We start from the raw sequence: 24,916 nt of genomic DNA on the forward strand, positions 1-24,916 counted from the left end.
TCTCCACTGGGTACCGGGGGCCTCACCGAGCCTTCCCAGAGCCCCCAGCTACAATGGGGCCGTCCGTATTTCCCCTGGAGAGGTAGTTCCCTTTTGGTCACTCGCCCCGATGCACCCAGCCCGGAGTCGGGCCAGTCACCCCCTGTTGCCTACCCGGGCCAGGGAAAACTGGCTGCCCGCAGCCGGCGGTTCAGCTTCCGCCGTGCACCTCGCTGGTTCAAAATCACCAGCGCCGCGGTGGCTGTCTTGCTGATCGCAGTCATCGCGTTCGGAGGGTATTGGGTATGGCGCCTTCAGTCCAACATCTCATCATCCGCACTCGGCGCCGGAGGCGTCAGGACCGAAGGGCCGGTGGACGACAGCAAGGACCGGCTTCAAATCCTGATTCTGGGAACTGACACCAGGAGTGGGAAGAACGGGCAGTTCGGCACCACCGACCAATCCTCCGGCTACGGCCAATCCGACGTCATGATGTTGCTGGATATTTCCGCGGACAACAACCATGTCAACGTCATCAGCCTCCCCCGGGACTTGTTGGTCGACGTTCCGGCCTGTACTGACAGCAAAACCGGAAAGCAATACCCCGAACGTCAAAATGCCATGATCAACAGTGCGATGGCTGAGGCCGGCATCGGCTGCGCTGTTGACACTGTCAACAAGCTCACGGGTTTGGAGGTTGACCACTTCATGATGGCCGACTTCAACGCCGTGACCGAGCTTTCCAAGGCCGTCGGCGGCGTCGACGTCTGCGTGAGCTCTGCAGTCAACGACCCCGACTCCGGGCTGCATTTGCCCAAGGGCACCTCGCAGGTGGAAGGCGACCAGGCCCTGGCCTTCCTGCGCACCCGCCATGCATTCACCGACGGCGGGGACCTTGGACGGATCAAGGCCCAGCAATCGTTCCTTGGTTCCCTCGTACGGAAGCTCAAGGCTGATGGAACGCTGGGAAACCCCCAGAAGATGCTGAGTATCGCTGATACGGTGACCCAAAACCTCACTGTTGACAGTGGACTCGCTTCGGTTCCGGCCCTGTTGACCATCGCCGGCAGGCTCAAGAACATTGACCCGGCCAAGGTCAACTTCATCACCGTGCCCAACGTCCCGGCCGCATCCGATCCCAACCGGCTCGACCTCGACCAACCGGCGGCGGGCAACTTCTTTGCTGCCCTGACAAAGAGTGCCGACCTCAGCCAGCCCGCAGCCAGCGCCGCGGCCTCCCCTGCTCCATCCACGGAAGCTCCGAAAGCCGTATACAACAAGGCGCTTCAACCGATCACCGTCGCCAATGGAACGGGCGTGACCGGCAGGAGCCAGGAGATCGGATCGCTTCTCTCCGCCGGAGGATTCACGAAACTGGCCAAGATCCAAGCCGATGCCAGGCCACAGACAATGGTCTACTACGGTGCAGGCTTTGCCGATGTTGCCGCCGACGTCGCCGCGATGTTCGGGTTGCCGGCGACGAGTGTGCAGCAGGTAGCAAGTGTCCAGGGAGTCCAGCTCTACGCCGGGCAGGACTTCGCCACCGGGGACAAGCCGACACTTCCGGCCCCCAAGCCCAACGATGTGGTTGCTCAGACCGCCCAAGACCAGACCTGCCAGACAACCAATCCGGCCGGATAGCCGGAAGGCAGAGCGCCCTCCGTCCCGCATTGCGCGGCGGAGGGCGCTTTTCGTTGTCGTGTTACTGAGGCTGCTCTCCCGAAACGTTGACCAGCCAGGCAATGCCGAACCTGTCAGTCAGCATTCCGAAAATGTCCCCCCACGGCGCCTTCTCCATCGGCACGGTGACCGTCCCGCCATCGGCTAGTCCGTCCCAGTAGCCCCGAAGTTCTGCTTCGTCGTCGCCGCTGAGCGACACCGAGATGTTGTTTCCCGGGCTGTAATCCATGCTGTTGGGGGTGTCTGCGGCCATCAGCAGCAATCCGTTGTCTGTCTTGAGAGCCGCGTGCATGATCTTGTCGCTTTCGGCGGGGTCTTCGCTCGCGTGGAACTCCGCGAAGGTGCTTTGGGTCAGCTCGCCTCCGAAGACCGACTGGTAGAAGGCCATGGCCTCCTTGGCGTTGTCCCGAAAGCTGATGTAGGGGTTGAGGTTCGTGGTCATTACATGGCTCCTCAGTGTTTGGGGCAGCGCGATCAGCTGCCTTTTCGTCATGCTAACAGCGCCGGCCGGGACCATCCACAGCCAATTTATTCTTGCCCGACGGCGGCTGTCCCGCCTCCTAGCTTCCGCTTGCCTCGCGGCCAACCAGGCCCACTGTGTTGCCCTCGCTGTCCTCTATGAAGGCCATCCATTCATCGGTTCCAGCTGGTCCGAGGCTCCCGTCGACGTGGCTGTAGATCAATTGTGGTTCCTGGACGATCTTTGATCCTGAGGCGCGGAGTTCTTCAACACACGGCCGGAGATTGGCTACGTCGAGGTAGATCAGCGACGACGGAGCGCCTCGATCCAGGAGAAGCCGGACGCCGTCGAGATCGAAGAAGAGCAAGCCGGGAGGATCGAATTTTCCGGTCGGTTCACTGCCCAGCAGCCGCGAGTAGAACGCCGATGCCCTGTTGAGGTCCACCGCCCGCTGGGCAACTTGGATCAACTTCATGTTTTACCTCCCGGAATTGGCGTCGCTTCAAGTGTGGTAGCCACATCTTCCGCAGTCCACGGTGCTGGTTCAAGAGTCGGGTGGCACCTCTTTGGTACAAGGTGCGGGACCCTCGGTTCGAGTTCGGCATCAGTGCGGGATAGTGTCGTTTCCATGCCTGCTGCAAAATCGACCCTGGTCCGCACTGCCCTCATCGCCGGACTGGCCGACGCCATTCTCATTCTTGTTTTCGCGGCCATCGGCCGCGACGCGCACCAGCGCGCTGACGTCCTGACCGGGGTCTTTTCCACGGCCTGGCCGTTTCTTGCGGGCGCGGCGATCGGCTGGCTCGCCGTGAAGGTCTGGCGGGCACCCTTCCGGACCTGGCCTGCCGGCGTCGCCGTGTGGATTGGAACCGTGGCCGGGGGCATGCTTCTGCGTGTGGCCACCGGACAGACCGTGGTGATCGCGTTCATTATTGTCGCCCTCATCAGCCTGGCGATCCTGCTGCTTGGCTACCGCGCTGTGATCGCCCTCGTGGTGCGGGTCCGTCGTCGGAGTCGCCAGTCCTAAGCACCCGCCGATGCACTAGGCTTGCTACGTCCACTGCTGCACTTCGGAAAGGCTGCCCCCAGTGATCACCGCTTTTGTCCTGATCAAGACCGACGCTTCACGTATCCCGGAGACGGCCGAGGAGATCTCCGCCATCCAAGGGATCAGCGAGGTCTACTCCGTCACAGGTGAATGGGACCTTATTGCCGTGGCGCGCGTGGCGAAGCATGAGGAATTGGCCGACGTCATCGCCGACAAACTCTCCAAGATTCCCGCAGTGGTTCACACCACCACGCACATCGCCTTCCGCGCTTACTCCCAGCATGACCTGGATGCCGCTTTTTCGCTGGGCTTCGAGCAGTAACCGCCGGGGTCCTGGGGCCTCGCCTACCTTTGGCTGAGTCCGACCCACGTGTCGAGGACCCGGGTAGCTGCTCCTGAATCAATGGATTCCGCAGTCAGCAGCCAGGCCGACTTCATTCGGTCCAGGAACGGTCCGTCGGCAGCAGTGTCGAAGGCCACCAAGCCTGCGGCGGCATTGAGCAATACGGCATCCCGGACCGGGCCCGGTTTCCCGTCAAGTATTTCGCGTACGACGGCGGCATTCGCCCCGGCGTTGCCGCCTCGAAGATCGGCGACGGTCGCCGCAGCGATCCCAAGATCTGCTGGCGAGAACCGCTGCTCGGTGACTTGCCCGTTCCTGATTTCCCACACCGTGGATGGACCTGTGGTGGTGAGTTCATCGAGGCCGTCTTCCCCGCGGAACACCAGTCCGCGACTCCCCCGACGCGCCAAGACCCCGGCGATCAGGGGAGCCATGGTGGCGTTGGCAACACCTACGGCTGAAGCCTGGACATGGGCCGGGTTGGTCATTGGTCCCAGGAAGTTGAATGCCGTGGGTACACCAAGTTCCGCCCGCACAACACCGGTATGCCGGAATGACGGGTGGAACACCTGGGCGAAACAAAAGGTAATTCCTGCCTCTTCGGCGTTGCTGGCTACGCGCTCAATCGGCAAGTCGAGCCTGACGCCCAGGGCTTCCAGGACATCAGCGGAGCCCGACGACGACGATGCCGCCCGGTTCCCGTGTTTTACGACGCGCGCTCCCGCGCCCGCTGCCACAAGGGCGGCCATCGTAGAGATGTTGACGGTGTTGAGTTGATCGCCGCCGGTGCCCACGATGTCAAGCTTTTCGCCCGGAATGCTCAGGGGATTAGCGTTTGACAGCATCGCCTCGACCAGTCCTGTGACTTCATCCACCGTTTCCCCTTTGGCGCGCAGGGCAACCAGGAAACCGGCAATCTGGGAAGGGGCGGCTTCCCCGGACATGATCGTGTTCATGGCCCATGCCGTGTTCTCGACCGAGAGGTCGTGCCCCTTGATCAATGCGGAGATGAGTCCGGGCCACGAGTTGCTTGCCTGCTGTGCAGATGCCTGTGAAGTCACCACTTGATGCTATCGATCCACCCTGCTCTATGACCAATGCGAACGACGTCGGGAACTTTTCCGCGCGAATTCGCGTGTTTGTAGAAAAAGTCTCCCCAAATGGCGGTTCGCATTGGGAAGTCCGGACTTTTACAGACATAATGTCCTTGTGACATCTGCGACCCATGCCCCCAGTACCCCGGCGCACCCGACGCTGAATCGCCCCAATTTGGTTTCCGTTGGAACCGTTGTGTGGCTTTCCAGTGAGTTGATGTTCTTCGCCGGTCTCTTCGCCATGTACTTCACGCTGCGCTCCACGTCAGGTGCGTTGTGGGCGGAAGAAACCGGCAAGCTCAACTTCCCGTTTGCGCTTGTAAACACGATCGTCCTTGTGTCAAGTTCCTTTACTTGCCAGATGGGCGTCTTCGCTGCCGAGCGACTTGAGCCGCGCCGTCGAGGTGGTGTGTTTCAGCTCACCCGCTGGGGCATGAACGAATGGTTCATCCTGACGTTCATCATGGGCGCCTTCTTCGTTGCCGGTCAGACCACCGAATACGCAATGCTTGTGTCCGAGCACGTTACGCTCTCGGCCAACGCCTACGGTTCCTCGTTCTACATGACAACCGGCTTCCACGGCCTCCACGTCATCGGTGGCCTCATCGCCTTCCTGTTCATCATTGGCCGTGCGTACGCCGCCAAGAAGTTCGGACACTTTGAAGCGACCTCAGCAATCGTCACCTCGTACTACTGGCACTTCGTGGATGTTGTGTGGATTGGCCTCTTCCTGGTCATCTACGTCCTGAAGTAGCCCGGCACTGACTCTTGTCCACAAGAGGATGAATTTTAAAGAAGCGGCTCGCGGAGCCGACGCAGGATCGAATAAAGGAACCACCACGTGAAGGCACTCTCGCAGAAGCGACGTCATCCACTGGCAGCCATTGCGCTGCTGCTGATGGGACTCCTCGTCACTGGTGGGCTTTACGCCGTTGCCACAACGGTCAACCAGGCGAAGGCAGACACCACTACCTTCAGCGCCAGCGACGCACAAGAAGGCGGCAAGCTCTTTGCGGCCAACTGCGCCACCTGCCACGGCATGGGCGCCAGCGGAACCAAGGACGCCCCCTCGCTGGTCGGCGTGGGCGCTGCTGCAGTTGACTTCCAGGTTGGCACCGGCCGTATGCCCATGCAGATGAACGGACCCCAGGCCCAGGAAAAGCCGCGGCAGTTCAACGACCAGCAGACGCAGCAGCTGGCGGCTTACGTCGCCTCGCTCGGCGCTGGCCCGGCCATTCCCGATGCATCATTGCTTGACGAAAAGGGAGATGCCGCCAAAGGTGGCGAGCTCTTCCGCGTGAACTGCGCGATGTGCCACAACGCCGCAGCGGCTGGCGGTGCCTTGACCCGTGGAAAGTTCGCTCCGGCATTGGCCGGCGTCACGGGCCAGCACATCTACGAAGCCATGGCCACTGGTCCGCAGAACATGCCTGTCTTCAACGACGCCAACATCTCTCCTGAGGGCAAGCGCGACATCATCACCTTCCTCAAGACGATCGAAGCCAACGGTTCGCCGGGTGGCGCCGACCTCGGATCCCTGGGTCCGGTTTCCGAAGGTCTCTTCGTCTGGGTTGCAGGCCTCGGCGTCATCATCGCCTTCACTATCTGGCTGACGTCGCGCACGTCCTAGGCCAGCGCACTACAAGAGCTTCTGCTGTCCCCACAGCAGTTTTGAATTGAACATTAACCCGGTTACGGCCGGGACAACGAGAGAAGGATGAGGCGAATTATGGGCAACCATAGTGACGGCAGTCCGAACCACTCGGGCACCGTAGCTACGGCTGGTCAGAATGTTGTGGAGAAGTTCCAGGATCCTGGGCTTCCTCCGCACCGTTTGCGCCTGGCTGACACGGACCCGAGAGCCGCTAAGCGAGCCGAGCGACAGGTAGCCATTCTGTTTGGCATCTCCGTCATCGGTACGGTGATCTTCCTGGTGTCGTACTTTGCCATCGATCTGCATACAGATGGATCGATCGCAACGATCCGAAACCAAAATCTGTTGCTTGGCCTTGGCACCGCGTTTGCGATGCTCGGCATCGGTACCGGCATCGTGCACTGGGCCAAGGCCCTCATGCCGGACCACGAGGTATCGGAAGAGCGCCACGCCATCCGCACCGAGGAAGACCGCCAAGCAGCCGTACGAATCGTCGAGGACATCGTCGAGGAAACCGGCATCAAGCGTCGCCCGCTGATCCGCAACACCCTTCTGGGTGCTGTCGCACTGGCGCCCCTCCCGGCCTTGGCCGTATTTGGTGATCTTGGTCCCCGCCCGGACGACAAGCTCGCACACACCATGTGGGCACCTCAGGACGGCAAGCTCAAGCGCCTCACCCGCGACCCCGACGGAACTCCGATCAAGGCATCGGACGTCACCATCGGTTCCGCATTCCACGTGATCCCGGAAGGCCTCAACGAACTCCAGGAGGGCAAGCTCAACGCGAAGGCCAAGGCCGTCGTTTTGCTCATGCGCCTCAACCCGGATGACTTGACGATCTCCAAGGGCCGTGAAACCTGGAGCTACAACGGAATCGTTGCCTACTCCAAGATCTGCACCCACGTGGGTTGCCCCGTTGCTCTTTATGAGCAGCAAACGCACCACCTGCTGTGCCCGTGCCACCAGTCAACCTTCGACCTCACCAAGGAATGCAAGGTTATCTTCGGCCCCGCCAGCCGTCCGCTCCCCCAGCTGCCCATCGCGGTGGACGCTGAGGGCTACCTTGTAGCCACGAGCGATTTCAAAGAACCTGTAGGACCGAGTTACTGGGAGCGTGACGAGCATGAGCGCCTCATCAACAGCTGAAGTCCCCTTCGTACCTGAGACCAAAGTCGGCCGTATCACGGACTTCGTTGACCAGCGCGTCGGCGGCTCCGGAATCCTGCGCGAATTCGGCCGGAAGGTCTTCCCCGACCACTGGTCCTTCATGTTCGGTGAGGTGGCGCTGTATTCCTTCGTCATCCTCCTGATGTCGGGTACGTTCCTGACCTTCTTCTTTGACCCGTCCATGGCTGAGACCCACTACTCGGGTTCATACACCCCGCTGACCAATGTCGAAATGTCCGTCGCGTACAACTCGTCGCTGAACATTTCCTTCGACATTCGCGGTGGCTTGTTCTTCCGCCAGGTCCACCACTGGGCGGCTTTGCTGTTCGTGGCATCGCTTGGCGTACACATGCTGCGCGTGTTCTTCACGGGTGCCTTCCGCAAGCCGCGTGAAATGAACTGGGTGGTGGGCGGCGTCCTGCTCATCCTGGCCATGGCTGAAGGCTTCACGGGATACTCGCTTCCCGATGACCTGCTCTCCGGTAACGGCCTGAGAATCATCGATGGTGTCATCAAGTCCATCCCGGTGATCGGAACGTACATCTCGTTCTTCCTCTTCGGTGGTGAGTTCCCGGGAACAGCCATCATCGGCCGCCTGTACGTGCTGCACATCCTGCTGGTGCCGGCAATGATTCTGTTGATGATCGTCATCCACCTCTTCATGGTGGTTGTGCACAAGCACACGCAGTACCCTGGCCCGGGTCGCAACGACGGCAACGTCGTCGGGTACCCCCTGGGTCCGGTTTACGCTGCAAAGGCCGGCGGCTTCTTCTTCATCGTGTTCGGTGTCGTCGCGCTCATGGCTGCGATGTTCACTATCAACCCGATCTGGAACTACGGGCCATACGACCCCTCCCCCGTGTCTGCCGGTACACAGCCTGACTGGTACATCGGCTTCGTCGATGGCGCGCTGCGACTCATGCCTGGCGTTGTCAACGACTTCCACTTCGAATACATCATCTTCGGCCATGTGCTGACACTGAATGTGCTGCTGCCCGCCTTGGTTCCCGCAGGCATTATTTTCACGGTGCTTTTCACGTACCCGTGGATCGAACGCTGGATCACCAAGGACGACCGCGAACACCATGTCCTCGACCGTCCCCGCAACGCTCCCACCCGCACCGCCATCGGGGTCGCAGGCTTCACCTGGTACTGCGTCATGTGGGCCGCCGCGGGCTCGGACCTCATTGCAACGCACTTCCACGTTGCCCTGAACGACGTCACATACTGGCTGCGCACGCTCTTCTTCATCGGCCCGATCATCGCCTTCATGGTGACCAAGCGCGTGGCCCTTGCGCTGCAGCGCAAGGACCGTGAAATCGCTTTGCACGGCCGCGAAACGGGGCGCATCGTGCGCCTGCCGCACGGTGAGTTCATCGAGGTACACGCACCGCTGGACGACTACAAGCACTACAAGCTTGTGGGCTTCGAGTCGCCTTCCCCGTCGGCCGCCGAGCCGAACGAGAACGGCGTGGTCACCCCGAAGGAGAAGCGCCGCGCGGCATTGTCCAAGTGGTTCTTCGAAGACCGTGTGGCTCCGGCAACGCCGGCCGAGCTTGAAGCTGCGCACGGACACGGCCACCACGAGGCCATCGAGTCCGGCGAAGAGCACAAGAGCCTTAGCCACTAGCTCCCACAATTAGCAATGAGAGAAGGCCCCGTCCACATGGACGGGGCCTTCTCTCATTGTTCGGGCTTTCAGGCGGCCGGTTCTCTGGCTTTGAGCTAGTGGGTGCGGTATCCCGTGGATTGGCTTCGGGTGGACCGAACGCCCGGACGCTGCAACGGGACCCACAACTTGTACCGGTCAGCACGGTAGTACGACACGGAGTAGTCCACCATGGCTCGGGCAACGAAAGCGTGGCGCTGAATCTTGAGCAACGGAGTTCCAACATCCACGTTCAATAGCCGCGCTGTTGACGGCGAAGCTGCCGTTGCTTCAATCATGTCCTCGCCCCACTCCATCACCAGTCCGTACTTTTCACTCAGCACGTTGTACAGGGATGTGGGAGGAGCCCCGTCCAAAAGACCTGGCACGCGATGGGCAGGGATGAAGTTCTCATCCACGCTCATAGGCTCATTGTCGGCGAGCAGGAGCCGTCTGAAGCGAACCAAGGGAGTCCCCTCCTCCAGCTGGAGTTCCCGCGCCAGGAAGGCACTCGCGGCGATTTGTTCAAAGCTCAGAACTTTGGCTGCCGGAACCATGCCACGGCGTTGCATCTCCTCGCTGTATGACGTGAGCTTCACTTGGAGGTCCAGCTTCGGTTTGCGGACGAAAGTTCCCAGTCCAACCACACGTTCAATGACTTCCTCGCCGACAAGGGCATCAATGGCTTGCCGTACCGTCATCCTGGCAAGTCCGAATCGTTCAGAGAGATCCCGCTCAGACGGCAACGCCGCACCGGGCTTGCAGGACTCCGAGATGTAGCTACGCAGGATCTCGCGCAGTTGAACATAGATGGGAGTGCCGCTCTTGCGGTCGATCTCCCCAGCGATACGTGCTGCTTCAGCAGGCATGGCGGTTCCAGGCCATGAAATCTTCCATGAATCAAGCGTAGGGCAATCCACCCGCAGGTCTAGACCAGGTGGCCAATGCGCATCAGGCCCTCCCTGGGCGGCGCTACGCTTGTAGGGATCAAAATCGTAGTCGGCATCTGGCCGTCAGAGTCAAAGGAGCCGGTTTGCCCGAGCACAAAGCCATCGTCGCCGCAGAGATCGGCCTCCATGCACGGGCTGCCGCCGTGTTCGTGCGGGCGGTGACGGACACGGGCCTTCCAGTGACGATCCGTAAGCCCGGCCAGCAATCGGTGGATGCCCGGTCTTTGCTTGAGGTCATGACCGAAGATTTCGGCCACGGCTGCGAGGTGGTCCTATCGGTCGACGGAGAAGCGCTACAAGCTGGCCGCACGCTTGACGAGGTCAACGATGCCTTGGCAGCCCTTTCGGCCGTCCTGGAGGCCGTAGAAGGTCCCTGAAGGACAGATGTGATGAGGACATAGCTTCCGCGTGTCTTCCGGATACGACAACGACGGCGGGCCCCACCAATTGGTGGGGCCCGCCGTCGTTGTTCAAGAACTTCTAGTGCGCGTGGTCTCCACGGCTGTATTCGAACACCCAACCGACCAGGGCTACGACAGCAAGGCCGGCAGCGACGAACGTGATCCAGAAACCTACAGCCAGGCCAAGGAACCCACCGGCACAGGACAAGCCAAGCACCAGCGGCCACCAGCTCCAGGGACTGAAGTGTCCCTGCTCGCCGGCGCCTTCGTGGATCTCGGCGTCCGGACGGTCTTCCGGACGCAGGCCGACGCGCCTGCCCGTGAAACCGAGGTAAGCGCCGATCATGCCTGCCAGGCCACCGACCAGGAGGATGCCGAGGGTGCCAACCCACTCATCCCAGTTGTTCAGCCAACCATAGACCAGCGCCACCGGTACGAAGAAGAAACTCCCGGCTCCAAAAATCCATGATTCGATTTTCATTTCGCGTCCTTCTGATCAGCGTTGCCGAGCACCTTTGCTGCCGGCTCAGGGCTCAGGGCAGTGTGGTGCTGAGCGAGTTCCGGGTGGTGAAGGTCCAAGGCAGGACGTTCGGAACGAATGCGGGGCAGCGAGGTGAAGTTGTGGCGCGGCGGCGGGCAAGATGTAGCCCACTCCAGCGAGGCACCAAAGCCCCAAGGATCGTCTACTTCGACCTTCTTGTTGCTGCGCCACGTGATGTAGACATTCCAGAAGAACGGCAGGAGCGAGGCGCCGAGCACGAAGGACGAAATCGTGGAGAACTGGTTCATCCAGGTGAAGCCGTCCTGCGGCAAGTAGTCAGCGTAACGGCGGGGCATGCCCTCTACGCCGAGCCAGTGCTGGATCAGGAAGGTGCCGTGGAAACCCAGGAACAGGAGCCAGAAGTGGATCTTGCCAAGCCGTTCGTTGAGCATCTTGCCGGTCCACTTGGGCCACCAGAAGTAGAAGCCTGCGAACATCGCGAATACCACGGTGCCGAAGACCACGTAGTGGAAGTGCGCCACGACGAAGTAGGAGTCCGAAACGTGGAAGTCAAGCGGCGGGGAGGCCAGGATGATGCCGGTCAGGCCGCCGAAGAGGAAGGTGACCAGGAAGCCGATGCTCCAGAGCATAGGCGTCTCGAAGGTAATCGAGCCTTGCCACAGGGTGCCGATCCAGTTGAAGAACTTCACGCCTGTAGGGACCGCGATCAGCATCGTCATGAAGGAGAAGAACGGCAGCAGCACGGATCCGGTGACGTACATGTGGTGTGCCCACACGGTCACCGACAGGGCAGCAATGGCGATGGTTGCGTAGACGAGGCCCTTGTAGCCGAAGATCGGTTTGCGGCTGAAGACCGGGAAGATCTCCGAGACAATGCCGAAGAACGGCAGCGCAATGATGTACACCTCGGGGTGGCCGAAGAACCAGAACAGGTGCTGCCACAGGACAGCGCCGCCGTTCTCCGGATCGAATATATGGGCGCCGAAGCGGCGGTCAGCGCCGAGGGCAAAAAGCGCGGCGGCGAGTGGCGGGAACGCCATGAGGACCAGGATGGCCGTAACCAGGGTGTTCCAGGTGAAGATCGGCATGCGCCACATCGTCATGCCCGGAGCTCGCATGCAGATGATCGTGGTGATGAAGTTGACCGCACCCAGGATTGTTCCGAAGCCGGACAACGCCAGGCCGAAGACCCAAAGGTCACCACCGACGCCCGGGGTGAACGTCGTGTCTGACAACGGCGCATAAGCGAACCAGCCGAAGGAGGCAGCGCCCTGCGGGGTGATGAAGCCGGACACGGCGATGGTGGAGCCGAAGAGGAAGAACCAGAAGGCCAGCGCGTTCAGTCGCGGGAAGGCAACATCGGGGGCGCCGATCTGCAGCGGCATGACCACGTTTGCGAAGCCGGCGAAGAGCGGCGTCGCAAACATCAAAAGCATGACAGTGCCGTGCATCGTGAAGAGCTGGTTGTACTGTTCCTTGGTCTGCAGGATCTGCATGCCGGGCTCGAAGAGCTCCGCACGCATCAGCAGCGCCATAACGCCGCCTAGGCAGAAGAACACGAAGGACGCGATCAGGTACATGTACCCGATGGTCTTGTGGTCCGTGGAGGTGATCCAGTTGACGACGATACGTCCCTTGGACTTCGGTACTACGGGAGCCTCGAGGACTCCGGCTGATTGAGTGTAAGTAGCCACGTCGCGTCCCTTAATTCTTTGCGTTCAAGTTCGGGTTGCGGTCGTACTTCGAATCGAGAAGACCGGTGTTGCCGCTCTGGCGAAGCTGATCCATGTGTGCCTGGAACTCGGCCTCGGAAACGACCTTCACGCGGAACAACATCTCAGAGTGGTATTCACCGCAAAGTTCGGCGCACTTGCCGTCGTAGGTGCCCTCCTTGGTGGGGGTCAACCTGATGTAGTTGGTCTTGCCGGGAATCACGTCGCGCTTCTGCAGGAAGGCCGGAACCCAGAAAGAGTGGATGACGTCGCGCGAGTTCAGCTCAAGGTCAACGGACTTGTTGACCGGGAGGTACAACGTCGGCAGCTGATTCAAATCGATCAGGTTGCCCGTGAGTTGTGCCTGGACGCCTGCCTCGTGGAGGTCATCGGTGATGACAGAGCCCTTGACGTAGTTGAAGTCCCAGGCCCATTGCTTGCCGCGGACGTCAATGGTGACGTCGGCCGGCTTGGAGCGATCATCAATCGCCTGCTGGTCCTGGTTGGTGAAGTAGAAGAACACCAGCACCATGAACAGCGGAATGGTCAAATAAAAGACCTCCAGAGGGAGGTTGTAGCTAAGCTGCTTCGGGAAACCCGTGGTGCCCTTGCGGCGGCGGTAGGCGATGATGCACCAGACCAGCAGGCCCCAAGTAATAATGCCGACTACGAGGGCGGCGATCCATGAGTTGACCCAGAGGTCCATGATCCGATCGGTGTTGCTGGTTGTACCACGCTCCGTGGGCAACCAGCCTTTTTCTACCTCTGGTGAACATCCGGTCAAAACCAACGCGCCGGCTAGTGCCAAGCCAGTGATCGAGGTGATCTTTATGCGTCGGCTGCCGGTTCGGTTCTGCGAACTCACAGACGGCCCTTCCTCTTGTTGCTGCAGCCCGGCAGGCGGAAGGCCCACCGGGCACACTAAAGTTTTACTACCCGATGTAGAGCTTACCGCTACCAAGCGGTTTTCGCCGACATGCTGGCCCAGTGCGTCGGGACGGGTTCAATCCGTTCCTGAACTGGGCCAACAGTCCGCGAATGCCCGGGTTAGTGGAACGAATCGCCGCAGGCGCAAGACCCGCCGGCGTTGGGGTTGTCGATGGTGAACCCCTGCTTGGAGATCGTGTCTTCGAAGTCGATGCTGGCACCGCTCAGGTAAGGCACGCTCATTTTGTCGACAACCACTTCGACGCCGTCGTAGTCGCGGACGGCATCGCCGTCGAGCAGACGCTCGTCGAAGTAGAGCTGGTAGATCAGGCCCGAGCAGCCGCCCGGCTGAACAGCGACGCGGAGCCGCAAGTCCGTGCGGCCTTCTTGTTCGAGAAGGCTCCGGACTTTGCCTGCGGCGACATCGGTCAACTTGACCTCGTGCTCAGGGAGCTCGCCGCCTGCGAGCTGCGCTCCGGTGCTGTTTTCGTTCGTTGCAGTGCTCATTGGCCTACCTTCTTATGACGCTCTTGGCGGCTGCGCCTTCGCGCTGCCTGCCCTTACCCAAATACGTGCGGGTTATAGCTACATGCTACGTCGAGCCACCGCATAGCTATAACTCCTAACGTAACTGCGGGAACCGTTACCTTGTTCCCGGTTGTTGCACGTGTGGGGCTCAGAGGCCTTCCGAGTTCAGGCGGGCCAGCATCAGGGCCTCAGCCAGCACAGCGTTGCGGAAATCCCCGATATGAAGCGACTCGTTGGCGCTGTGGGCCCGGGAATCCGGGTCCTCGACACCAGTCACCAGGATCTGGACCTCGGGATAGGTTTCGGTCAGGTCCGCGATGAACGGTATGGATCCACCGATCCCCATCTCAACAGCCGGCACACCCCAGGCTTCACCCAGAGCCCACATCGCGATTCGGGCCGCAGCCGATCCGGTGTCGGTGGAGAAGGCGTTGCCCCGCTCCCCCGGCACGAAAGTCACCTTCGCTCCGAAGGGCGCGTTCGCCTCCAAGTGCCTTCCCACTGCGTCCATGGCCGCATCCGGATCTTGTCCGGGAGCCAAGCGCAGGCTGAACTTTGCCCGCGCAGCGGGGAGCAGCGTGTTGGATGCGACGTCGACAGCGGGTGCGTCGATGCCGATGATGGACAAGGCGGGCTTGGTCCAGAGCCTCGAAGCGATGCTTCCGCTGCCAGCGAGCCGTACACCGTCGAGCACCGAGGCGTCGGCGCGGTACTGTTCCTCGTCCACGTCCTCTACTACGTCATCCCTGGCCACCAAGCCTTCGATTGCCACGTTGCCGTCGTCGTCGTGCAGGGTGGCGATAAGCCGGGACAGAAGGGTCGGCGCATCCAGTACAGGACCACCGAACATGCCGGAGTGCACGGCGTGATCCAAGACCCGCACTTCGAAGGTGCCGTCCACCAAGCCGCGCAGACTGGTTGTCAGGGCGGGAACGCCGACTTTCCAGTTGCTTGAATCCGCGACGACGATGACGTTCGCCTCGAGGAGGTCGCGGTGCGTTTCGAGGAAAGTGCGGAACGTCGGCGAGCCGGCCTCTTCTTCGCCCTCGAAGAACAGGGTGACTCCAAGGCCGAAATCGTCTCCCAGTACTTGGGTTACAGCGGCATAAGAAGCCAGATGGGCCATGATTCCCGCTTTGTCGTCGGCTGCACCACGGCCAAATAGGCGGCCCTCGCGTTCCTCGGCGACGAAAGGCTCGGAGTCCCACAAGGTCACGTCGCCCGGCGGTTGCACATCGTGGTGCGCGTAGAGCAGGATCGTCGCCTTGCCCGGCGCGGCGACGCGGCGCGCAACAATAGCAGGGCCTCCGGGGGTCCCATCGGCCTTGTCGCAGCGCAGGATCTGTACGTCGTGGAAGCCCGACTCGCGGACCAAGGCCGCAACAGCTTCGGCGCTCCGCTCCAGCTCCGCCGGGTCAAAGCTAGGCCAGGCGATTCCCGGGATAGCGACCAGGGCTTTCAAACGAGCCATGGTTTCGTCAAAAGAAGCATCGATCGAGGACTTGAGCGCATCAACATTGATTGTGCTGGAGCCGCCGGAAAGGGTCTGCGGGATCTCCGCATTCATTGAAGTCATGGCGAAAAGACTACCGCTGGGAGTGGTGCTGGGGAACCGGACCAGGCGGCGTGGCGGGCTCAATCGCAGGGCCGCATGTCACGTCGACTTTGGCGTGGTTCCTGCGGGGTATTCTGTAGTGGTGTTTGGACGTAAAAAGGATGAGCCGAGCGCTCAAGACTCAATAGACCAGCTTGCCGCCGATGCCGCCGCGAAAGGCGCTGGCAAGGGCGCTCCCACGCCCAAGCGCAAGGAACAGGAAGCAGCCCGCAAGCGGCCCCTGGTGCCAACGGACCGCAAGGCCTCGAAAGAAGCCGAGCGCGTCGCCGTGCAGGATCAGCGCCAGAAAATGCGCCAGGCCCTCGACACCGGGGATGAAAAGTACCTGCCGCTGCGGGACAAGGGACCCCAGAAGCGTTTTGCGCGCGACTATGTCGATGCCCGTTTCAGCCTGGGTGAGTACTTGATGTTCGGTGCCCTGCTGTTCGTGGTCATCTCCTTTGTCATTCCGTCGGGAAGCAACGTACTGAGCTATATCTTGATCGGGTTCTGGGTCATGTTCCTCGCGGTCTTCGCGGATGTGTTCATCCTTTCCCGCAAGTTGCGCAAGGGCTTGACGCTGAAGTTCGGCGACGTCGAGCGTGGCACCGTCTGGTACGGCAGCATGCGTTCCCTTCAATTCCGTCGCCTGCGCCTGCCGAAGCCGCAGGTGCAGCGGGGCCAGTACCCCGCTTAAGCCCCCCAATCGCCAAGGACGAGAGTCCGACGAAGCAAAAAGACCCTGGAACAGTTGTTCCAGGGTCTTTTTGCTTGTCCGCACTTGGCGGTTCTGGTCCCTGCTATCGACTCCCTGCTTAGCGGCGACGCTTAACTGCGCCGTTTGGCCAAGGCCTTGTTGATGCCGGCGGCCCAGAACGGACCTTCGTAGAGGAATGCCGTATAGCCCTGCACGAGGGTCGCGCCGGCGTCGAGCCGCTCCTGGACGTCTGCCGCGGACTGCACTCCGCCAACCGCGATGAGCACCAGCCCCTCCCCCACTGCGGCCTTCAGCCGGCGCAGTACCTCGAGCGAACGCTCCTTGAGCGGCGCACCGGAGAGTCCGCCGGCGCCGCACGCGTCCACTTTGCGCGGTTCGGAAACCAAGCCTTCCCGGCCGATGGTGGTGTTTGTGGCAATGATCCCGTCGAGCTTGAGGTCCAAGGCGAGGCGGGCGACGTCGTCAATGTCTTCGTCACTCAGATCCGGTGCGATCTTGACGAGCAGCGGCACGTGGCGGCCGGCGGATTCGTCTGCGGCGTCTCCGACGGCGCGCAGCAGGGGGCGAAGCGTTTCGACGTTCTGGAGCAGGCGCAGTCCCGGAGTGTTGGGAGAGCTGACATTGACCACCAGGTAGTCGGCGGCGGGTGCCAGGCTGCGGGCGCTGACCAAATAGTCCTCAACTGCGTCGTCGAGCTCAACAACCTTGGTCTTGCCGATGTTGACTCCGATCACCGGACGAACGCCTGAATGCGTCCGCTGCAATGCCGCCCGCGCAGCCTTGAGCCGCGGGGCCACGGCCGCTGCGCCATCGTTGTTGAAGCCCATGCGGTTGATCACGGCCCTGTCCTCGATCAGGCGGAAAAGCCGTGGCTTCTCATTGCCCGGCTGCGCCTGGCCCGTGATGGTGCCTACTTCCACGTGGCCGAAGCCCAGTTCCGCGAGGGCCTCGATTCCGTGGCCCTCCTTGTCGAAGCCGGCCGCAAGGCCAAACGGAGACGGGAACGCCAGCCCGAAAGCCTCCGTGCGCAGGGAGGGGTGCGGAGCCGTGATTTTGGCTAGAACGCGTCCTGCACCTGAGCGGTGTGCAAAGCGGATCGCCTGGAAGCCGATCTTGTGGGCTTTTTCGGCATCCATCCAGGAGAAGGCCAACTTGAAGAATGTGGGGTAAACGCGCATGTTCCTAGTTTTCCGGTTTACGGGTCGCGCACCAAACCAGGGCGGTTACCGGACGGTAGCATGTACGAATGCCGAGCAATCCACGTGATGGAGTTCACTCCCAGGCAATTATCGAAGCCGATGTCGTTGTCATTGGGGCGGGACTGTCGGGGCTGGTTGCCGCCGCCCAAGCCTACGCCGACGGCAAACGGGTTGTTGTCCTGGACCAGGAGCCTCCTGCCTCGGTGGGCGGCCAGGCACATTGGTCTTTCGGTGGATTGTTCCTGGTCAACTCTCCGGAGCAGCGGAGGTTGGGTGTCAAGGACAGTCCCGAGCTTGCCTTGAGCGACTGGCTGGCGTCCGCGGCTTTTGACCGGCCGGAAGACTCCTGGGCCCGGCGTTGGGCGGAAGCGTACGTGGATTTTGCTGCCGGAGAGAAGCGCCGGTGGCTGGGCTCCCTTGGCGTGCGGCTCTTTCCGCTGGTGCAGTGGGCCGAACGGGGCGGCTATGGTCCCCAAGGCCACGGCAACACGGTCCCGCGGTTCCACGTCACGTGGGGCACGGGACCCGGCGTCGTGCAACCGTTCCTGGCAAAAGTGAACGAGGGCGTGGCTCGCGGAAGGATATCCCTCCACTTTCGGCATCGCGCCACGGAAATTACGACGACGGCGGGCCGCGTCACCGGGGTGGGCGGCGAGATTCTTGAGGCGTCCGGAGCCGCACGCGGCGAAGCGTCGCCGAGGACCGTCGTCGGGCGCTTTGAGGCGACCGCGGGAGCGATTATCGTGACCACCGGCGGAATCGGCGGGAACCATGCCACGGTACGGAGGCAATGGCCCGACGGTAGCGCGCCGGAACACCTGCTGAGCGGTGTACCCGCATCCGTCGACGGCGAGTTCCTTGCGGCTGCTGCAGCCGCCGGCGGAAGGCTCATCAATGGCGACCGCATGTGGCACTACCCCGAAGGCATCCACAACCACTCCCCCGTGTGGCCTTTGCACGGCATCCGGATACTGCCCGGTCCGTCGTCGCTGTGGATTGACGCGACAGGACAGCAGTTGCCCGCCCCGTTGTTTCCTGGCTTCGACTCGCTGGGCGCCCTCAGGCATATCCTGGCGAGCGGACACGGACATTCCTGGTTCGTGTGCAACCGCACCATCGCGCTGAAGGAATTCGCCCTCTCAGGCTCGGAACAGAACCCGGACCTCACTGACAAGGACATCAGTCTCCTGGTTTCAAGGCTCAATCCCGGCACCGATTCTCCATTGCGCCTCTTCCTGGACCGTGGCGTGGATTTCCTGCAAGCCGCAACGGCCGCCGAGCTCGCTGCGAAAATGAACTCGCTGACAGGTTCAGCGCTGATAGATCCCGGCCGGCTCGCTTCACTCATCCACGGCCGGGACCTCCAAGTGGCGAGCGGGTTGGGCAAGGATCCACAACTCGCCGCGATCCGGGCGGCCCGGCGTTTCGCCACCGACAAGATCATGCGCGTGGCCCCTCCGCACCGGCTCACCGACCCGAAACACGGTCCACTCCTGGCTGTCCGGCTCTCCGTCCTGACGCGCAAGAGCCTCGGCGGACTTCAAACAGATCTTCGTTCACGCGTCGTGGACGAGTCCGGAGTTCCCATCGCGGGCTTGTATGCGGCGGGCGAGGCTGCCGGCTTCGGCGGCGGAGGAATCCATGGCTACCGGGCATTGGAAGGAACGTTCCTTGGCGGGTGCCTGTTCTCCGGTCGCGCAGCCGGGCGCGATGCCGCGGCGAGTGTCTAAGCTGTTCCCATGGAGTGGCAGACCGATATCCTCGGTGCGGACTTCGAAAGTTGCGCATTCGAGGCCGCCGGGCCTGATGGAGTTGTCCGGCGCGCAACGCTGGTCCGTCATGTCCCACGCCAGGGCGCGGGCAGCCCAGGTGGTTCTACCCCGTCGGCCAACCGGTCGGTCCTGTTCCTGCACGGATGGAGCGATTACTTTTTCAATGTCGCCCTGGCGGAGTTTTGGACGGGACAGGGCTTCCATTTCTACGCGTTGGACATGCACAACCATGGCCGCAGCCTGCAAGCGGACAGGCCTGGCGGTTACGTTGAGCACCTCAACGACTACGACGCCGAAATCAGCAAAGCCATCGATATGATCCGATCGGCGGATCAGCTAGGTCAGGGGCCCGGCTCGTTGACCCTCATGGGGCATTCCACCGGGGGCCTCGTGGCCGCTTTGTGGGCCAGTGGCCACCCCGGCTCTGTCCAGTTCCTCGTACTCAATAGCCCGTGGCTTGAAATGCACGGAAGTTCCGTAGTCCGTCGCGCCGCGCAGACCATGGTGAAGCCGCTCGCACGGTTCCGGCCCACGACAATCCTGCGCTTGCCCGAACGCGGCTTCTATTACCGCAGCATCAGCAGCTCGGCCGAAGGCGAATGGCTCCTCGATGACAAATACCGCCCACCCTTGGCCTTCCCCATGCGGGCCGGTTGGCTCAGCGCGGTCCTCAGCGGCCACACGAGGGTAGCCCGCGGGCTGAGAATAGACATCCCGATCCTGGTCCTGATTTCCGGAGCGAGCGCCAACGGCATGATCTGGCAGGAATCCATGCGGCATTCGGACGCCGTCCTGGACGTCAACACGATGGCCGTCCGTGCCATGACCCTTGGCCGGACCGTCACCCTGGAACGGGTGGATGGCGGCCTGCACGATGTATTCCTGTCGGCCGGTCCGGTGCGCGCCGATGCCTATGACAGGCTTGCGCGTTGGATTCACGGGTACATCACCAATGGGACGGGGACAGAACCACCGGCAGGCCACGAGTTTGGACAATCGGGGGAAATGCCATGACCACTGAGTTGGGCTTGCCGGTATGGCAACGGGACTTTCTGGGCGGTGGATTCGAGGCCTTGGAACTGGAACTTCCACCCGACGAAGAGGGGCCGGTCTGCGCTACCCTCGTCCGACATGTCCGCCCGGTGGCCGCACAGTCCGTGCCGCACGGACTTCTGGATGCCTTGACGGCATTCACTCGACGCCGACGCCGGAGCGACGTTCCCGCCACCCAGGGGCCACCGAGGGTGGTGCTGTATCTCCACGGCTGGGCCGACTACTTCATGCAGACGGAACTGGCCGAGTTCCTGGGCGCCTCCGGGTTCCGTTTCTATGCCCTTGACCTGCGCAAGTTCGGGCGGAGCCTGCGGCCGGGCCAGACTCCCGGCTACACCACGGACCTGTCTGTCTATGACGAAGACCTCGACGCCGCCCTGCATGCCATCCACCAGGATATTGCTGAGCTGACGGGTAGCGCGGAGGCACCTACCGTCCACATGCTGGCCCATTCCCTGGGCGGCCTGATCGCGGCGCTCTGGGCTGACCGGAATCCGGGCCGCATAGCCACCCTGACGTTGAATTCTCCGTGGCTTGAGCTCCAAGGCAGCAGCCTGATCCGCAGCATCGCGATGCACGTGGTGGAGCCGTTTGCACGCACCGACCCCAAGCGACCTTTCCGTTTCCCGGAGATGCCGGCCTACTGGGAAAGCGTGAGCAACTTGGCCCACGGCGAATGGACCCTTGATCCGGAATGGAGGCCGCGAGCTTCCTTCCCGATCCGGGCAGGGTGGACAAAAGCAGTCCTGGCGGGCCACGCCGCCGTCGAACGCAAACTCAATATCGACGCACCGGTGCTCGTGCTGCTTTCCGGCCGGACACGCATCCAAGCTGAGTGGACCGCGGAGCTTATGCGCGTCGACGCCGTGATCGACGTCGAACAGACGGCTCGCCGAGCCCTGGGCCTCGGGCGCCGGACGGCGGTATTCCGCTATCCGGGTGCGCTTCACGATGTGTTCCTGTCGAGGCGTACGGTCCGGCAGCAGGCCTACAGGGACGTGGCTATCTGGTTGGCTTCCTATCCGGACTGAGCGTTTCGCGGCACGCTTGTGCCAATTTGGTGCCGCGCTCAGCGGGGTGCCGCAGCGTCTACGGCGCCTCCGTAGCGGCGGTCGCGTTTCGCATAGATCTCGACGGCGTCCCACAAAGTCCTGCGGTCGACGTCGGGCCACAGCGTATCCATGAAAACGAATTCCGCGTAGGCGGATTGCCACAAGAGGAAGTTCGAGAGCCGCTGCTCACCAGAGCTCCGCAGGAACAGGTCCACATCCGGAAGATCCGGTTCATCGAGGTACTTCTGGATGGTCTTCTCGGTGACGGCGCCGGGCTTGAGGCGGCCATCAGCAACATCCTGGGCAATCGCCGCCACGGCATCGGCGATCTCGGCGCGGCCGCCGTAGTTAACACACATGGTCAAGGTGCACGTGTCGTTGCCGCGCGTGTACTCCTCGGCTTCCTCCAGCTCCTTGATGACGGAACCCCACAGCTTGGGCCGCCGCCCTGCCCAGCGAATCCGCACTCCCCATTCATCGAGCTGGTTGCGCTGTCGACGTAGCACGTCCTTGTTAAATCCCATGAGAAAGCGCACTTCTTCAGGAGAACGGCGCCAGTTTTCGGTGGAGAAAGCGTAGACACTGACGTACTTGATGCCTAGTTCGATCGCACCTGCCATCACATCCAGCAGGGCCGGCTCCCCGGCCTTGTGACCCTCGATGCGCGGCAGGCCTCGTTGGTTCGCCCAGCGGCCGTTACCATCCATGACGATTGCCACGTGCCGCGGTACCAGTTCGGCAGGGATGGCTGGCGGCCTGGCGCCTGAGGGATGTTGGTAGGGGGCCCTCACCGGAGTGGTCCGCGCCGTTGCCGTCTTCTTTTTTCCCAGTGCCACTTTCAGCTTCGCTCCACATGTTTGAGGGACTTCAATGCTCGTTCAAGATGCCATTGCAGGTAACTCGCCACCAATCCGGCGGCCTCGCGGCGATGCAGGCTTTCGGACATATCCGCAGTAGCCCAGTCCCCAGTCAGCAGCGCGCCCAGCAAAACGACGGTTTCGGGAGCGGGTGCCGGCGAACCAGGCGGGCGGCAGTCGTTGCAGATCATTCCGCCCAAGGGAGCGGAGAAAGCTGTGTGCGGACCGCTCGCCCCGCAGCGGGCGCAATCCGTGAAACTGGGCGCCCACCCGCCGGTTGCCAAAGCGCGGAGCAGGTAGGAGTCAAGAATGAGTTCCGGCGGGTGATCGGAACGGCTCAACGCGGCAAGCGCCCCGACGAGCAGGTTGTATTGGGCGGTTCCCGAATCGGCGTCGGCGTCCGTCAACTTTTCTGCCGTTTCCGTCATGGCAGCAGCGACGGTGTACCGGGAGTAATCGGCGGCGATCGCGCTCCCGTAGGCTCCCTTGGCGACAGCCTGGGTGACAATGTCCAGCGTGCGGCCGGAAACGAGTTGCAGGTCCGCCACCATGAACGGCTCCAGCCGGGCCCCGAACCTGCTGCTAGTCCGTCGGACGCCTTTGGCAACTGCCCTTACTTGTCCGTGGTGCTTTGTCAGCAGGGTGATGATGCGATCCGCTTCACCCAGCTTGTGGGTCCGCAGCACTACGGCATCGTCCCGATAGGACCGCGCTGCAAACGAAGAAGGATTGGCCACAGTTAATCTTCGCACCACACCGGGCCTTCTCGGGTCCGGCGAAGCCGTGCGGCGCCGTGTTGACGGCGCCGCACGGCAAATGGCTATGCCCGGACAGCCCTAATGGCACGGTTGACGGCAGAGATGACTGCCTTGAGCGCCGCGGTGCTCGTGTTGGGATCGATGCCGACGCCCCAGAGGACCCGCTCGCCAACGGCGCATTCCACATACGCTGCCGCGGTGGCGCTGCCGCCTTCGGAAAGGGCATGTTCCGTGTAGTCCAGGACGCGGACGTCCACGCCGTCTTGACGCAAGATGTCCAGCATGGCCGCGATCGGTCCGTTGCCCGTGCCGGTTCGCTGAACTACCGTGCCGTCAACACGCAGGGCTGCATGCAGGGTAAGCTCGCCGGATTCATCGGTTTCGGTCCGGATGGAACCCAGCGAATAGCGTCCCCACTGGCCGTCGGCCGTGCTGGCCGGCAGGTACTCGTCCTGGAACATTGCCCACAGCTGGGCTCCGCTGACTTCGCCGCCCACAGTATCGGTGCGGTGCTGGATGACGCCGGAGAATTCGATTTGTGCGCGGCGCGGCAGGTCCAGGCTGTGCTCGTTCTTGAGCAAGTACGCCACTCCGCCCTTACCGGACTGGGAGTTGACGCGGATGACTGCCTCGTAGCTGCGGCCCAGGTCCTTGGGATCGATAGGCAGGTACGGAACCTGCCAGGTGAAGTCGTCCACGGCCTTGCCGGCGGCAGCAGCGTCCTTTTCGAGGGCTTCGAAACCCTTCTTGATGGCGTCCTGGTGGGAACCGGAAAATGCCGTGAACACCAGATCGCCGCCATACGGGGAACGCTCGGGGACGGGCAGCTGGTTGCAGTACTCCACGGTCCGACGGACCTCGTCGATGTCCGAGAAGTCGATCATCGGATCGACGCCCTGAACGAACATGTTCAGGCCCAGGGTTACCAGGTCAACGTTGCCGGTACGCTCGCCATTGCCGAACAAGCAGCCTTCGATGCGGTCGGCGCCGGCCAGGTAGCCCAACTCTGCGGCGGCAACGCCAGTGCCGCGATCGTTGTGCGGGTGGAGGGAGATGATGATGCCGTCACGCGGATGCAGGTTCCGGTGCATCCATTCGATGGAGTCGGCGTAGACATTGGGTGTGGCCATTTCCACGGTGGCGGGCAGGTTGATAATGACCTGCTTGTCCGCGGATGCTTCGAAAACATCAGCGATTGCGTTGCAAACGCGCGCAGCGTATTCGAGCTCGGTTCCGGTAAAGGACTCCGGCGAATACTCGTACGTGATGTGGGTGTCCGCGAGGGTTTCCTCGTACTTCTTGCACAAGCGGGCACCCTGGAGGGCGATGTCCAGGATGCCGTCCTCGTCCTGGTTGAACACGACGCGGCGCTGCAGGACCGACGTGGAGTTATACAGGTGGACGATTGCCTGCTTCGCGCCCACGAGGGATTCGTAGGTGCGCTCGATCAGGTGCTCACGCGCCTGGGTCAGGACCTGGATGGAGACGTCATCCGGAATGTGGCCGCCTTCGATGAGCTGCCGTACGAAGTCGAAGTCGGTCTGTGACGCGGACGGGAAGCCGACTTCGATTTCCTTGTAGCCCATCTTGACCAGCAGCTGGAACATTTTCAGCTTGCGGGCCGGGCTCATGGGGTCGATCAGGGCTTGGTTGCCGTCACGCAGGTCCACAGCGCACCAGCGCGGAGCCTTGGTGATGACCTTGTCCGGCCAGGTGCGGTCCGGCAGCTCGACACTGATCTGGTCCTGGAAAGGCAGGTACCGATGAGTGGGCATTCCGGAGGGCTTTTGTGCGTTGCGCATGACTTGGGGCCTTTTCTC

The 24,916-nt window shown here is 62.1% G+C and carries 25 protein-coding genes; 12 read left to right on the top strand and 13 right to left on the bottom strand.

Translation table 11 applies throughout. The features are described from left to right. Positions 1-93: 93 nt before the first annotated feature. Complete coding sequence (locus tag NFJ07_RS01665; RefSeq protein ID WP_442865268.1) at positions 94-1,620, top strand: LCP family protein; 1,527 nt, start codon at positions 94-96, stop codon at positions 1,618-1,620. A 61-nt stretch (positions 1,621-1,681) separates the two neighbouring features. Here NFJ07_RS01665 and NFJ07_RS01670 read toward each other — a convergent pair whose 3' ends face one another. Both NFJ07_RS01670 and NFJ07_RS01675 read right to left on the bottom strand, forming a co-directional pair. Continuing rightward, entirely contained in the window at positions 1,682-2,101 is a 420-nt protein-coding gene (locus NFJ07_RS01670) for a VOC family protein (protein ID WP_269992012.1), read from the bottom strand. 118 nt (positions 2,102-2,219) lie between these two features. Next, positions 2,220-2,594 (bottom strand): VOC family protein, encoded by a 375-nt coding sequence (locus tag NFJ07_RS01675; protein WP_269992014.1) that lies wholly within the window; start codon positions 2,592-2,594, stop codon positions 2,220-2,222. A 153-nt stretch (positions 2,595-2,747) separates the two neighbouring features. On the opposite strand from NFJ07_RS01675, the gene NFJ07_RS01680 reads away from it, so the two are divergent. Both NFJ07_RS01680 and NFJ07_RS01685 read left to right on the top strand, forming a co-directional pair. Further along, the gene (locus NFJ07_RS01680; RefSeq protein ID WP_269992015.1) at positions 2,748-3,146 is read left to right on the top strand and encodes a DUF3054 domain-containing protein; all 399 of its coding nucleotides are present in this window, start codon (positions 2,748-2,750) and stop codon (positions 3,144-3,146) included. A 61-nt stretch (positions 3,147-3,207) separates the two neighbouring features. Continuing rightward, the gene (locus NFJ07_RS01685) at positions 3,208-3,489 is read left to right on the top strand and encodes an Lrp/AsnC family transcriptional regulator (RefSeq protein ID WP_269992017.1); all 282 of its coding nucleotides are present in this window, start codon (positions 3,208-3,210) and stop codon (positions 3,487-3,489) included. Positions 3,490-3,512: 23 nt separating this feature from the next. Here NFJ07_RS01685 and trpD read toward each other — a convergent pair whose 3' ends face one another. Further along, on the bottom strand, positions 3,513-4,571 hold the full coding sequence (gene trpD, locus NFJ07_RS01690) for an anthranilate phosphoribosyltransferase (protein WP_269992018.1): 1,059 nt from the start codon (positions 4,569-4,571) through the stop codon (positions 3,513-3,515). Between the two features lie 148 nt (positions 4,572-4,719). Between trpD and ctaE the strand changes: the two genes are divergently transcribed. The 4 genes from ctaE (at position 4,720) to qcrB (ending at position 9,055) form a co-directional block, all read left to right on the top strand. Beyond that, a complete protein-coding gene (ctaE, locus tag NFJ07_RS01695; RefSeq protein WP_269992019.1) occupies positions 4,720-5,358 on the top strand; it encodes an aa3-type cytochrome oxidase subunit III in 639 nt (212 codons plus the stop codon). Positions 5,359-5,445: 87 nt separating this feature from the next. After that, positions 5,446-6,234 carry a cytochrome bc1 complex diheme cytochrome c subunit gene (gene qcrC / locus NFJ07_RS01700; protein ID WP_269992021.1) on the top strand — a complete coding sequence of 263 codons (789 nt, stop codon included), beginning with the start codon at positions 5,446-5,448 and terminating at the stop codon, positions 6,232-6,234. Between the two features lie 99 nt (positions 6,235-6,333). Beyond that, positions 6,334-7,404: a cytochrome bc1 complex Rieske iron-sulfur subunit gene (qcrA, locus tag NFJ07_RS01705; RefSeq protein ID WP_269992022.1), complete on the top strand. Its 1,071-nt coding sequence runs from the start codon at positions 6,334-6,336 to the stop codon at positions 7,402-7,404. Beyond that, entirely contained in the window at positions 7,382-9,055 is a 1,674-nt protein-coding gene (gene qcrB, locus NFJ07_RS01710) for a cytochrome bc1 complex cytochrome b subunit (protein WP_269992023.1), read from the top strand. The genes qcrA and qcrB overlap by 23 nt, the downstream gene beginning before the upstream one ends. A gap of 95 nt (positions 9,056-9,150) precedes the next feature. Here the strand turns inward: qcrB and NFJ07_RS01715 are convergent, their stop codons facing one another. Further along, positions 9,151-9,942 carry a GntR family transcriptional regulator gene (locus NFJ07_RS01715; protein WP_269992024.1) on the bottom strand — a complete coding sequence of 264 codons (792 nt, stop codon included), beginning with the start codon at positions 9,940-9,942 and terminating at the stop codon, positions 9,151-9,153. A 164-nt stretch (positions 9,943-10,106) separates the two neighbouring features. Here NFJ07_RS01715 and NFJ07_RS01720 point away from each other — a divergent pair, with 164 nt between their 5' ends. Beyond that, positions 10,107-10,400, top strand: coding sequence for an HPr family phosphocarrier protein (locus NFJ07_RS01720; RefSeq protein WP_269992026.1), 294 nt, complete (start codon positions 10,107-10,109; stop codon positions 10,398-10,400). Between the two features lie 103 nt (positions 10,401-10,503). Here NFJ07_RS01720 and NFJ07_RS01725 read toward each other — a convergent pair whose 3' ends face one another. The 5 genes from NFJ07_RS01725 to NFJ07_RS01745 all read right to left on the bottom strand — a co-directional run bounded on the left by NFJ07_RS01725 (position 10,504) and on the right by NFJ07_RS01745 (position 15,669). Then, entirely contained in the window at positions 10,504-10,905 is a 402-nt protein-coding gene (locus NFJ07_RS01725) for a cytochrome c oxidase subunit 4 (protein WP_269992027.1), read from the bottom strand. Next, complete coding sequence (gene ctaD / locus NFJ07_RS01730) at positions 10,902-12,620, bottom strand: aa3-type cytochrome oxidase subunit I (protein ID WP_269992028.1); 1,719 nt, start codon at positions 12,618-12,620, stop codon at positions 10,902-10,904. The genes NFJ07_RS01725 and ctaD overlap by 4 nt, the downstream gene beginning before the upstream one ends. Positions 12,621-12,630: 10 nt before the next feature. Beyond that, on the bottom strand, positions 12,631-13,503 hold the full coding sequence (gene ctaC, locus NFJ07_RS01735; RefSeq protein ID WP_269992029.1) for an aa3-type cytochrome oxidase subunit II: 873 nt from the start codon (positions 13,501-13,503) through the stop codon (positions 12,631-12,633). Between the two features lie 182 nt (positions 13,504-13,685). Beyond that, entirely contained in the window at positions 13,686-14,072 is a 387-nt protein-coding gene (locus NFJ07_RS01740; RefSeq protein WP_059390004.1) for a HesB/IscA family protein, read from the bottom strand. Positions 14,073-14,241: 169 nt separating this feature from the next. Then, the gene (locus tag NFJ07_RS01745) at positions 14,242-15,669 is read right to left on the bottom strand and encodes a dipeptidase (protein ID WP_269992032.1); all 1,428 of its coding nucleotides are present in this window, start codon (positions 15,667-15,669) and stop codon (positions 14,242-14,244) included. A gap of 121 nt (positions 15,670-15,790) precedes the next feature. On the opposite strand from NFJ07_RS01745, the gene NFJ07_RS01750 reads away from it, so the two are divergent. Continuing rightward, positions 15,791-16,384: a DUF3043 domain-containing protein gene (locus NFJ07_RS01750; RefSeq protein WP_269992034.1), complete on the top strand. Its 594-nt coding sequence runs from the start codon at positions 15,791-15,793 to the stop codon at positions 16,382-16,384. A 131-nt stretch (positions 16,385-16,515) separates the two neighbouring features. On the opposite strand, the gene NFJ07_RS01755 is transcribed toward NFJ07_RS01750, so the two are convergent. After that, complete coding sequence (locus NFJ07_RS01755) at positions 16,516-17,583, bottom strand: quinone-dependent dihydroorotate dehydrogenase (RefSeq protein WP_269992036.1); 1,068 nt, start codon at positions 17,581-17,583, stop codon at positions 16,516-16,518. A gap of 68 nt (positions 17,584-17,651) precedes the next feature. On the opposite strand from NFJ07_RS01755, the gene NFJ07_RS01760 reads away from it, so the two are divergent. The 3 genes from NFJ07_RS01760 to NFJ07_RS01770 are packed head-to-tail and all read left to right on the top strand — an operon-like array spanning position 17,652 to position 21,460. Further along, positions 17,652-19,334 carry an FAD-binding dehydrogenase gene (locus NFJ07_RS01760; RefSeq protein WP_269992038.1) on the top strand — a complete coding sequence of 561 codons (1,683 nt, stop codon included), beginning with the start codon at positions 17,652-17,654 and terminating at the stop codon, positions 19,332-19,334. A gap of 9 nt (positions 19,335-19,343) precedes the next feature. Continuing rightward, the gene (locus NFJ07_RS01765; RefSeq protein WP_269992040.1) at positions 19,344-20,390 is read left to right on the top strand and encodes an alpha/beta hydrolase; all 1,047 of its coding nucleotides are present in this window, start codon (positions 19,344-19,346) and stop codon (positions 20,388-20,390) included. Then, the gene (locus tag NFJ07_RS01770; protein ID WP_269992041.1) at positions 20,387-21,460 is read left to right on the top strand and encodes an alpha/beta hydrolase; all 1,074 of its coding nucleotides are present in this window, start codon (positions 20,387-20,389) and stop codon (positions 21,458-21,460) included. Before NFJ07_RS01765 ends, NFJ07_RS01770 begins: the two co-directional genes overlap by 4 nt. Before the next feature lie 38 nt (positions 21,461-21,498). Here the strand turns inward: NFJ07_RS01770 and NFJ07_RS01775 are convergent, their stop codons facing one another. The 3 genes from NFJ07_RS01775 to leuA form a co-directional block, all read right to left on the bottom strand. After that, complete coding sequence (locus NFJ07_RS01775; RefSeq protein WP_269992042.1) at positions 21,499-22,317, bottom strand: isoprenyl transferase; 819 nt, start codon at positions 22,315-22,317, stop codon at positions 21,499-21,501. Positions 22,318-22,319: 2 nt separating this feature from the next. After that, positions 22,320-23,075 carry a DNA repair protein RecO gene (recO, locus tag NFJ07_RS01780; RefSeq protein ID WP_269992044.1) on the bottom strand — a complete coding sequence of 252 codons (756 nt, stop codon included), beginning with the start codon at positions 23,073-23,075 and terminating at the stop codon, positions 22,320-22,322. A gap of 83 nt (positions 23,076-23,158) precedes the next feature. Continuing rightward, the gene (gene leuA, locus NFJ07_RS01785) at positions 23,159-24,898 is read right to left on the bottom strand and encodes a 2-isopropylmalate synthase (RefSeq protein WP_269992046.1); all 1,740 of its coding nucleotides are present in this window, start codon (positions 24,896-24,898) and stop codon (positions 23,159-23,161) included. Positions 24,899-24,916 lie beyond the last annotated feature (18 nt).

This window comes from Arthrobacter sp. B2a2-09 (assembly GCF_027587375.1).
Lineage (GTDB): Bacteria > Actinomycetota > Actinomycetes > Actinomycetales > Micrococcaceae > Arthrobacter.